The organism is Candidatus Dadabacteria bacterium (assembly GCA_026706695.1).
GTDB lineage: Bacteria > Desulfobacterota_D > UBA1144 > Nemesobacterales > Nemesobacteraceae > Nemesobacter.
The window spans coordinates 25,520-35,456 of record JAPOYE010000081.1 but is presented as its reverse complement, the minus strand read 5'-3'; the positions used below and the strand labels follow the sequence as shown (position 1 = coordinate 35,456).

Sequence of the window (9,937 nt, the reverse complement as noted above, 5' to 3'; positions counted from 1 at the left end):
TAGGACTTTACGTCTTGGTAGTAGCTTTGGAGGTGGGCGGCGGCGACTTTGGGGTTTCTTATGGATTCATAGGAAAAAACCACGTCATCGGCGGTAAACGGAGTGCCGTCATGCCATTTCACGTCTTTTCTGAGATGAAAAGTATAGGAAAGCCCGTCCTCAGAAACTTTCCAGGAACTTGCAAGAAGGGGCTCGAACTCAAGGGTTTCGTTGTTTCTTCTTATAAGAGTCTCGTAGATTCCGCCGTTAACGATGCCTTCGTAAACATCAGTCGCTATAACGGGGTTGAGGGTCGCAGGCTCCTCGCCGAGCTCCCTTATGAGCGAACCCCCGGCGGAAAAAGAGTTCGGGTCCGCATTGCCGACAAGTGAGGCGTTGTCGTTTTTATTCTGACAGTCCGCGCTCCGGGAGCATCCGGCAGAAAAGAACCCCGCGGACGCAACCAGCAACGCGAACACAAAGAGACGCAGAAATTTGCCCATGAAGTTTTTACAAAGAGTTTCGGTCCGGCAAAAAGCTTACGAATTCGTTTTTTCGTCTTTTGTCGCAAAGGCCTTCAAGATGTCAAGCGGAACAGGAAGAATGATCGTGGAAGCCTTCTCGGAAGATATGTCGTTTATTGTCTGAAGGAACCTGAGCTGAAGAGAAACGGGGTTTGCCGACAGTATCTCTGAGGCTTCCGCAATTTTGGCGGAGGCCTGAAACTCTCCTTCGGCGCTTATCACCTTCGCCCTTCTCTCCCTCTCGGCTTCCGCCTGCTTGGCCATCGCTCTTTGCATTTCCTGCGGGAGGTCAACGTACTTAACCTCGACCATGGTAACCTTGATCCCCCAAGCGTCGGTCTGCTTGTCAAGAATCTCCTGAAGCTTGACGTTAAGCTTATCCCTCTCCGAGAGAAGCTCATCCAGTTCCACCTGCCCGAGCGTGCTCCTCAAGGTTGTCTGGGCAAGCTGGGAAGTGGCGTAGAGATAGTTTTCAACCTGCAAGATGGCCCTGTTCGGCTCAACCACCCTGAAGTAGACAACCGCGTTTACCTTTACCGAAACGTTATCCCTGGTGATCACGTCCTGAGGAGGCACATCCATGGTCACGAGCCGCAGACTGACTCTCACCATTTTCTCAAGAAACGGGATGACAACTATGAACCCGGGACCCCTGACTCCGACTATTCTTCCGAGACGGAATATCACTCCCCTCTCGTATTCATAGAGGATCTTAAGTCCCGATATAATGATTAGAAAAACAATTACGAGAATTACAATCGCGGTTATCGACATTGTGCGTCACTGTTTGCCGTCATAGTCTGAAACCCTGACGACGAGATCTCCTGTGCTCTCTATTACTTTTATTTTTTCCCCGGGTGAAAACTCGCGCTCGCCCGTCGCTTCCCAGTACTCTCCCCCGATGAAAACCTTTCCGCTTTTTTGAGACCAGGAAACAACTTCCCCCTTCTGACCCACCATCCCCTCGAAACCGCCCTGAACGGGAACTTTGAACGATTTTACGCCTAAATATACAATAAAAACCGAGAGCAATCCAATGCTTACGGCCACAGCTGCTATGGTTCCCCTGCTCACGCCGAGATCAGATTCCGGCGTATCAAAAAGCAGAAGCCCCCCGAACACAAGACACGCAAGCGCAGCTAGGCTCAAAAGGCCGTAACTCGTCACGTACACCTCCGATATCAAAAGCGCCATTGCGACGAAAAGCAGTATCAAACCGGCGTAATTAAAAGGAAGGATTTGAAGGGAGACAAAACCGACGAGCAGCGCAATAAGTCCGGCGACTCCGGGAAAAATCATTCCCGGGTTGTAGAACTCAAGGAATATTCCGAGCGAGCCCAGGGAGAGAAGCAGAAACGCTATGTCCGGGGTGCTGAGAATATTAACCACCTTCTGCCGCAGGCTCATCTCGAGGCGCTGCGTGCTCGCGCCGGCTGTCTCAAGACGGACGCTCTGGCCGCTTGCTTTCACTTCCTTGCCGTCTATCTCGGAGAGAAGCGAGGGAATATCGGGAGAGATGATATCAATCACATTTTTGCTAAGCGCTTCATCGGCGGTCACCGAAACGCTTTTTCTCACCGAATCGACTGCCCATTCCGCATTTCTTCCCCTTTCCTTGGCTATGCTTTCCATAAAAGACGACGCGAAATTCTCAATCTTTTCGTTCATCACGTCAGAAGACTTATCGTCTTTCTTTTCTTCCGGCTTCCCGGGGGCCGGGCCCCTCTGCTGGCCACGCCCCAGCATCACAGGATGGGCCGCCCCTATGCTTGTTCCGGGAGACATGGCCGCCACGTGGGCTGAGAGCGTGATGAAAACTCCCGCGGAAGTGGCAGTCGCTCCCCTCGGGTAGACGTAAACTATCACCGGAACCTCGGAATTAAGAAGGATCTTCACTATATCCTTCGTGGAATTAAGAAGCCCCCCTGGGGTATCCAAGAGGATAAGCAGAGCGGTGGCATCGCGGGCGCGCGCTTCTGAGAGACCGGTTTTAATGTAGTCCACGGTCGAGGGATTTATGGAACCGTTTATCTCGATCTCAACTATCTCTGCTGTCCGGGGAGGAGCTTCCGGATCGGCGGCGGATACCTGGTAACCCAAAATCGCGGAGAGAAGCAGGAAAAAAACTGAAATGCGCAGAAGCGGACCCCTGCCCGCTTGGGGCATAGTCCTTTTTCGTCCAGACTTTCGGGCCGGGAAATCAAACCTCAGCCGATTCCCCCGATAATTCCCCGAAAACCTTTGACATTGTCTGAAGAAACAACGTATCATGTTCACTCAAGGAATATTCTAACACAGCAGATAAATCCGGCAGTAAAGACACGGAATTTACAGGCTTGCCGCTTTTCTATAAAGCAAGAATTTACGATTAATGCCCAAAATAAAATATACGACCAAAGAACTTAAGCGCCCCGATAAATTCAGAGAGTTCCTGGCGGAATCCCTCGAAGGTCTCTCGGAGCACTTCAACAAAATACTTATCGGCATGGGCGTCATAGCAGTGGCCCTGCTCGCAGTCTGCTTTGTTTCCTCGCAACAGGAAGAAAAAGACCTCTTGGCAAACGAGCAACTCCGCGAGGCTCTTAAGAGTTACAAGAGCGGAGAAATGGAAACTTCTCTTTCACAACTGCAAACGTTGCGTGAGGAGCATTCCGGAACCGAGGTGTCGATTCTGGCTCTTTACCAGATGGGGATGATCAATTACCAGCTTGGGAACTTCGAAGAAGCGATAAAACACCTTGAGGTTTTCCTTGATGATGATCCCGAAGACGGTATTTTCCGCGACGGCGCAAATCTAGTGATCGGGCTGTCCGCTTTCGAGCTTGAGAAATGGGACAAGAGCATAGAATACTTCTCCGAAGTGAACAGAAGCGAAAGCCCCTATTACGTCCAAGCGAGAAGGCAGTTGAGTCTTGTGTACGAAAAGATCGGAGAACCCGAGAAAGCGGAGAAAATTCGAAAAGAAACATCTAGCATCTCAACCAGATAAAAAACTCAAAACGTTCAGGGAATTTAATCTTCTTGCTAAAACTCCCTAATATCGGGAAATCGACTATTCAGCAGCCGGATTGCGGTGGCACACTTCGAGGAGCGGAAGCTCCCAGTCGGGGACGGCAATTTGATCTCGATACTCCGGCTTGCAGTCCTCCATTTCACGCGATACCATGCCGAGCACCCGGACTTCATTGATCTGTTGCAACTTTGGCTGTTGCCAACTTTCCGCAGTGTTCTTTGAGAGACGCCCCACCTGCACACCCTTGCGATCCAGTACCGCGACCTGGCCGGATTGCTTGGGGCTTAAGGTGATCGAATCACCGGCTTGCATATGGGCCAGCGAGCGGTGTACTTTGTGTCCTTTAGGCTTTCCACCCGCAAAGTCGATGAATAAATCCCGCATTCCAAGCACCGTGTAGCGGACATCAGCAAACTTGTCTGATTGGCCGTCGGCGACACCGACTTTGCGGAGGCGTAAGTTCTTTAACTCGAGCTCCCGCGCATAAGGGAGCGGATCATCTCGCCGGTCTATCAATGCAAGCGTTTTGCGTGCTCGTGTCATCGCCACATAGTAAAGGCGACGCTCTTCCTCGGAAAGGCGAGCATTCTTCTTCCACCCACCACCGAGCACGATGACATGGGCAAACTCCAATCCCTTCGCTGCGTGCACCGTCACATCAACCACAGCACAGGATTCTGTTCCAAACTCTACCTCAAGATCCATCAGCATACGGCTTGCCATTGCCGTCCAGAATGAGTCCACACCGCAAATCCTAGAGAGTTCCCCACGCAGTTTTGGTATAGAGACCTCTAACAGTTCATTTTCTTCCAAATGTGCAAGCAGGCGTTTGAATTCTCGAATACGCCAAAGAGGCGGTAATCCGCCCCGGAGAACCCTACGGATCGGCACGCCCTCACGTTCGAGAAGCGCACGCACAGCATCCAGTTGATCATGCGTCCGCGAGAGGACGGCGAAGTTGTGCCAGTCTGGCGTCGGATCGAGCCTTCGCAGACGCTCAATCTCAGCTAATACTGTAGCCGCCTGTGCCTCGCCACCCTCTACTTTCAGCAGTGAAACATGTCCCCGGGTAATAGGATCCAGCGATTCCCACTCACCACCAGGAGGGTCTCTTAAGCGATCCACATTCACCCGAATCGAATACTCCAATTTCATTCGGTCCCGGTTGTGACAGATCAATGCGTTGGACGTGTCAATGATGTGCTGAGTAGATCGGTAATTCTCTACGAGGTAGTGTCGCTGGGCGTTGAATTCTTCCTCGAACTGACGCAAAAATTGGACGTTAGCGTTGCGCCACTCGTAGATGCTCTGATCGTCGTCGCCCACTGCGAGGATCGTTGCGCAGCGGTCGCGATCTTCGTCTTCGCCCGCCCGTCGCGCAATGTGAGTGATCAATTCATACTGCCGCGCATCAATGTCCTGGTACTCGTCCACGAGCACGTATTCAAAACCTGAGAGCAGTCGGTCTCGAAGTTCGTCCGGCTCCATTCCTACAACCTGCTCTTCACCCCGTAGCCGGCTGTTCGCCTCGTCGATGATACTGTCAAAGTCGATGTCCTCCTGACCCGCCACCTCGATCCTAGCTGCCATCGACCGCTCGGTCAGGTGCAGAGCAAGAGAGTGATAGGTGTGTACAGCAACTTGGCGTGCAAGATCACCGACGAGATCTCTGAGCCGCACTCGTAACTGGTGCATGGCGGAGCGGTTGAAACAGACAACTAGGATGCGTTCGGGTCGTACGCGCTCTACCCTTAGAAGGTAGGCACATCGATGAACCACAACGCGCGTCTTTCCGGACCCAGGACCTGCCAGCACTAGTAAATTGTGATTCTTCGACGCGGTGACAATTTGCTCCTGAGCATCGTTGCACAGGCTTTCAACAATTTCCGCATAGCTCTCCCGTGATGTAGCTCGCTCGAGTGTCCTAGGATCGTCTGCGAAATAATGCTGAATGAACTCAGACGCGGGCAGACTAAAGTAGCTCTGTACGTAGCGGCGACCGCCGTTGAGTCTTGCCTTTGCTTCCTCTACATAGCGTCCAATCGCATGAATCTGACACACCCGTTGATCGTAGTGGTCCTGGAGGGGACGGTAGTGGTGGTTGGAATAACGTTTTCCCTTTGCCTCGTCTGGAAATCGGATAGTCATTGCCTGGCGGAAAATCGACAAGCCCTTCTGGAGCTTGATAACGTCGTGCTCGTCTAAGAACAGGAGCGTTTTCTCGATTGCGTTGAAAGGATCGCCGATCCGATTAGCCAATCCGAGCTGCCCGTCGATGCCACCCCGGAGATCTTCTAAAGAAAACAGCACGAGCTGTTCACCTATCAGGCCTTGTCGCTCGGCAATTGCGAGAAGGACTTTGAGTACCGTCTGGCTTACCTGGACGCGTAGGTCCAATTGTTCCCGAAAGCCAGCCCAGTCGGCTTGCAGACTCACACGCAAGCCATGTCGCCCGCCGCCCCCGAGCGTGATGAGCGCTTTTTGACTAAAGCCTTGGCGTGCCCAACCCACAAGTAGCTTTAGCGTGCTGTCGCGGGTGACTTTTATTTCCTCGGTTCGAAGGCGTTCCTGCAAGTGGGAGATGGACAGATGTATTTCGGTGCCGGGTGTTGCATCAGGATGCTCAGTGCGCAAGAGGTCCTCCACTGCTTTCTCAACTCTTACAATCTCCGCCAGCCGATCTAGCGACCGGCTCTTCGTCTTATGCCGAACCCAGGCCGTGAAGTAGAGCCCTCTCTCTAGCAATCCGGCGCGTGTCATTCCGTCTAGGGTGCGAAGGATCTCCCGGGACACAGTGCGGTCCCAATTTGCCGCGTCTTCGCCAACATGGGATCTGAGTGATCGAAATGAGGGTAAGTGAGCAAGCTGATCAGTGTCGATTCCTTCTCGGATATCCGCCTCTTGCAGTTCACTGATTACCTCCAGCCACTGCTGCCGTACACGTTCTGGGAGGTTAAGCTCCTCCATTTTCCTTTTTGCAGTCTCGAGATCGGGAACTGCCGGCACACCTTGGAAAACGCGGGTCTGGTTTTCGTCGCGTAGTACAAAGCCCGTGCGTTCCAACCACGAGATGGCGGTTCTGACCTTTGTATTCGCTGATGCTTCACGCTCGTCGAACGATACATCGGTGTCCGGTATCCGCAGGATCTCACCCGGTGAAAGCACGATCTCTTCGGCGTCCCGACGCCGCGCCCGGCGGACCGCTTTGAGTATCTGAGAAATGTCTCGTTGGGTGAGACAACCGCGCGAGGCCAAGTCGAACTGGTCCTCGAGGTCGCCTTTGGCAAAGAGCAGGACACAGTTTGCCGAATCGCCGTCTCGGCCTGCCCGCCCGGCTTCCTGCAGATAGTTCTCAAGGGATCCGGGAACGTCGGCATGTACGACAAGTCGTACGTTTTCCTTATCGATTCCCATACCGAAGGCGTTGGTCGCAACGATAACTGGCACCTCTCCGGAGATGAATGCATCTTGGACGCGCTTCTTTTCGGGTGGGTCGATGCCGGCATGGAAATGCTCAGCATTCCATCCGTGCACACGCAGCGCTGTTGCGAGCTCTTCTGTCCGGCGGCGCCTGCCTGCGTAAATGATTGCTGCGCCTTGGGGTACTGTGGCCGACGGTTCTCCAATGTGCTCTGCAAGCAACTCGAGGATGCGAGCTCTTTTTTGCGTAGGGGACACCTCTTCGACCGAGTAGTGCAGGTTCTCCCGGTCAACCCTATCGGTTGCGAGCACCTCGAGCTCTTGGCCGAGCTCTTCACGGAAATGTGCAACGATCTCCTCACGTACGTCGAGCTTTGCGGTCGCGGTGAAACACGCTACCGGAGCCCGATCGATCCCTTCTCGCGCCGAAAACTCTCGGATGAAGCGTGCCGCATACAGGTAGTCTGGACGGAAGTCGTGCCCCCATCTCGAAATGCAGTGGGCCTCATCGAACACCCAAGTGGCGATCTCACGCTGGCGTATAGCTGTTTTGAAAGAACGGTTCCGCAGTTGTTCGGGTGAGACATAGAGGAGTGCAAACCGTCCGAGCCGTACTCCTTCAAGCACATCATGACGCTCGGGCATGGTCAGGAGGCCATTCAAAGCAGCTGCGAGGTTCCCGGTCTTGGTCTTACGATTGAGATTCTCAACCTGATCTTTCATCAGCGCCTGGAGCGGAGAAATAACAATGGTAAGTGCTCTGGTCCGCTCGTTGTGGACAATCGCGGGTAGTTGGAAGCAAAGCGACTTTCCACCGCCTGTTGGCAGAATCGCCAAAATCGGCTGTTTTTCGATGCCCTGCATGACAATCCGTTCCTGCAGACTATCTCCGTCACTCGTTATTGGGGTCGGGTGAAAGGCTTCATACCCGAAATACTCCTCCAGTTTGCCACGGGGGTCGTGATGGACAGAGCAATACGTGCACCTTGGGTCGTCACACCGAACGCTCCGGACCGAGTGCAGAAATTGGGGAGCGGCCGGGAAAGTGCGGTGTACCCAGCGCGGAAGAATGGACTCAGTCCCTGCTGCCGTGAGCCAAGCGAGGGAATAGGCAGCAGCCGGTCGAGTCATTGGGTCGTCTAGAAGAGACGGTAGTTTACGACGGATTGCAGCCGGGCACGCCCTGTCGCGAGCGAAGTGCTCGAAGTTACGGAGCACGAGATCCCGAGACAGTAGCCGAGCGCCAAGAGCTTCCAGAAAGATACCGGTCCCGTTCAGGTTAAGAGACGAGACACCACCGGGAGCGTCAGAGTCGTCAAAGCAGCTGCGATAGATTGACACTAGTCCTGGATGCTCGCGTTCCCGTTTCTCCAAAATAACCCAGCAGTCCTCCAACAGTTGCAGCGAGAGCCGACAGTCCGCAACGGGATCACTCTGCGCCGTACTGACAAGCTTGTAGTCTTTGACCAAGTGGTGATAGGGCTGCTGCGGACTCGCGAGAGGCGCCAAGTAGAGAGTATCTACAACAGGTAGACTGAGAATCGCGGCACCCGGCAGGTGATCTTCTATGAAACGTCTATCGTGGGCAACTATGTTATGCCCCACCACGAAACCAGCACCGTCTGCGAACGCGTTGAGTTTTTGAACCGCATCATTTAACAATCCCACATCGCGAATCCGCAACTCGTCGTCTCCGCGTAACACACCCATATCTCGAATCTGTCTGTCAGCACTTATCTCAAGGTCTAATGTGAGGCACCTCTTGATAAAATCTGCGAACGACATAGCTTACATCACCACCTTCGCCTTAAACGCCGACGAACGATTCCTGCGTTTTAGTCGCGGGCATTCAATACAAACTCGGATCAGTTTTTGAATTTGGTCGCTATTTATAGTGAGAAAATTTTTTTCCAAACCCAAGTACATCATTTTTCTCATCCATGGCTTGTTCTCGTTATTGTAATTTAAAAACTGTTTTAATCGAACGAAAGAAACGGTTTAAAAATTGAAGAGAAGAAAAAAAGAAGAAATTTAACATTATCTCACCTGTGCTTAAATCGCTCCCGAAACCGCAGAAAGTCGACAATCCCGACCGGGTGGGTATTTGTACCGTTGAAACACTCGCTCCCGCCGAAAAGCGAATCATGGAGAGAAACACGTTTTATAAACGCTGGGCCACGTGTGAGTTCAAGAAATCGGGCAAATTTTGATTCTAGCTTGACTTCTGGCTTATATCCTAGCTTGACTTCTGGCTTATGTTGGATAAATTTCTTTTACCAAAGTTACACCCTCCCAATTTTAGGAGGTTTTGTGAAAAAATGGCAAGTCTCAAGGTAAAAGAAGATAGGCTGCGTCGCACCGCAAGGCGACGGGGGAAAATTCTTTTGAAAACGCGGAGGAGAGATCCGGGGGCTTTTGACTACGGGCTTTATGCGGTATTGGATTCGCATACCAGAACCCCGGTCCCCTGGCTCTATAGAGATAGCGTATATGTTTTTACTCTGGATCAAGCCGAGGCTGTTATTATGGGAAAAAGGTTTGTCTGGCAGATAATAGAAAAAAAGATGATCTTAGATGAGACAAAAACTTACACAGAAGTTCACTATACGCCGTGGGGCGGTGGGAAATGGATAAATCTTTATGTCCCACCTAACTCCAAATTCTTATTTGGCTGGGAAGCGTTAAAAGCTTTACGTCGTGGCGATACACTAAAGGGTGAACGTCATGGTGATACCGTCGAAGGCTTGTTTGCAGTTGATTTCCCTGGTGTCATTTCCCTCGATAAGGCCGAGAAGATCGCGAGCGAAGATGAATCGCCTCTTTATTGTTACGTTCAGAACCCTACCAGTGTTGACGCTGCAATGGGATAAGGACAGAGCAAGTGAGCCTCCCTCGTCGAGTTCGGGGTGAGTTTTATACTATGGGATGGTTTGAATACCAAAGGAATGGGGATTATATAGCTAATACGTGGTATTGAAAGTAATATCGAGATTCCTTACAT

General features: G+C 52.1%; 5 protein-coding genes and 1 pseudogene. 2 read left to right on the top strand and 4 right to left on the bottom strand.

All coding sequences use genetic code 11. The features are described 5' to 3' along the window. The 3 genes and pseudogenes from OXG10_06000 to OXG10_05990 all read right to left on the bottom strand — a co-directional run bounded on the left by OXG10_06000 (position 1) and on the right by OXG10_05990 (position 2,669). A pseudogene (locus tag OXG10_06000) lies at positions 1–191 on the bottom strand (ABC transporter substrate-binding protein). 327 nt (positions 192–518) lie between these two features. Next, positions 519–1,277: a slipin family protein gene (locus OXG10_05995; protein MCY3826914.1), complete on the bottom strand. Its 759-nt coding sequence runs from the start codon at positions 1,275–1,277 to the stop codon at positions 519–521. Between the two features lie 6 nt (positions 1,278–1,283). Then, positions 1,284–2,669 (bottom strand): nodulation protein NfeD, encoded by a 1,386-nt coding sequence (locus OXG10_05990; protein ID MCY3826913.1) that lies wholly within the window; start codon positions 2,667–2,669, stop codon positions 1,284–1,286. Between the two features lie 205 nt (positions 2,670–2,874). Between OXG10_05990 and OXG10_05985 the strand changes: the two genes are divergently transcribed. After that, the gene (locus tag OXG10_05985; protein ID MCY3826912.1) at positions 2,875–3,492 is read left to right on the top strand and encodes a tetratricopeptide repeat protein; all 618 of its coding nucleotides are present in this window, start codon (positions 2,875–2,877) and stop codon (positions 3,490–3,492) included. Positions 3,493–3,555: 63 nt separating this feature from the next. Here the strand turns inward: OXG10_05985 and OXG10_05980 are convergent, their stop codons facing one another. Continuing rightward, positions 3,556–8,067 (bottom strand): RecQ family ATP-dependent DNA helicase, encoded by a 4,512-nt coding sequence (locus tag OXG10_05980; GenBank protein ID MCY3826911.1) that lies wholly within the window; start codon positions 8,065–8,067, stop codon positions 3,556–3,558. Between the two features lie 1,187 nt (positions 8,068–9,254). Between OXG10_05980 and OXG10_05975 the strand changes: the two genes are divergently transcribed. Then, positions 9,255–9,806 carry a hypothetical protein gene (locus OXG10_05975; GenBank protein ID MCY3826910.1) on the top strand — a complete coding sequence of 184 codons (552 nt, stop codon included), beginning with the start codon at positions 9,255–9,257 and terminating at the stop codon, positions 9,804–9,806. Positions 9,807–9,937 lie beyond the last annotated feature (131 nt).